Consider the following 1,216-nt stretch of genomic DNA (forward strand, 5'->3'; position numbering starts at 1 on the left):
TGGATCGGCTACACTTAGTTGGACAATAAAAATGAGGGCTTGTAGAATAAACCTATCATCCTAAGGAGCGGATCTCTACAATGCCAAAACAACGACGCACGTTTACAGCAGAGTTTAAGAAACAAATGGTGCTATTATATGAAAACGGAAAATCCAGAGCGGATCTGGTGGAGGAATATGGCCTCACTGCCTCGGCTTTGGATCGCTGGATCAAGCAAGTCAAGACCACGGGTTCCTTCAAGGAGAAGGACAACCGTTCATCAGAAGAAAATGAGCTGATTGCTTTACGAAAAGAAAACGAACGTTTGAAAATGGAGAACGACATTTTAAAGCAAGCCGCGCTGATCATGGGACGAAAGTAGCTATCATCCAGAATAACCGTGATAAATACTCGGTATCAGCAATGTGCAGCGTCCTGCAAATCGCAAAAAGTACATTCTACTATGAAGCCAAGGATCAAAAGACAGCGGGTGAACTAACCGTAGCGATTGTCGAAATATTCTACAAGAATCGTAAAGCTTACGGCACACGCAAGATCAAAGCCAAGCTCCATGAACAAGGAATCACCGTCTCCAGACGTCGTATCGGGCGAATCATGAAAGAGCAGGGACTGGTCTCCACCTACACGATCGCTCAGTATAATCCCTGTAAAACGTCTTGCAACGAAGCTACGACAGCGAATGTTCTGAATCGTGAGTTCGAGCAGACGGAAGCCAAGCGCTTCGTTGTGAGTGATCTGACGTATGTGAAGGTCCAAAACAAGTGGCATTACATTTGCGTGCTGATTGACTTGTTCAATCGAGAAATCGTCGGTCATAGTGTGGGCCCAAACAAGGATGCGGCTCTGGTTTCCCGCGCCTTTGCTACCGTAGAGGGCGATCTTCGTCACATTCAGTGGTTCCATACGGACCGAGGAAGTGAATTTAAAAATGAAAAAATGGACGAACTTCTGGAGACCTTTGAAATCGGCCGTTCGCTCAGCATGAAGGGGTGTCCCTATGACAATGCGGTGGCTGAAGCCACCTATAAAGTCATGAAAACGGAGTTCATCAACCAGATGAACTTCCAAAGCCTTCATCATCTGGAACTGGAACTATACGATTACGTTAACTGGTTTAACAAGCATCGAATTCACGGAACGCTGGGATACCTGACACCTGTTCAATATCGCCTTACAGCCCTTAAAAAAGCTGTCTAATTTTCTGTTGACAATCCA

General features: G+C 45.6%; 1 protein-coding gene. It reads left to right on the forward strand.

The genetic code is table 11. The annotated features are described in order from the left end of the window. Positions 1-80: 80 nt before the first annotated feature. A protein-coding gene (locus AC6B99_RS33295; protein ID WP_496665174.1) for an IS3 family transposase occupies positions 81-1,198 on the forward strand; the annotation gives its coding sequence in 2 pieces (ribosomal slippage) (positions 81-327 and positions 327-1,198; 1,119 coding nt in all). The last annotated feature ends 18 nt before the right edge of the window (positions 1,199-1,216 follow it).

The sequence above is a fragment of the Paenibacillus liaoningensis genome, from assembly GCF_059609455.1.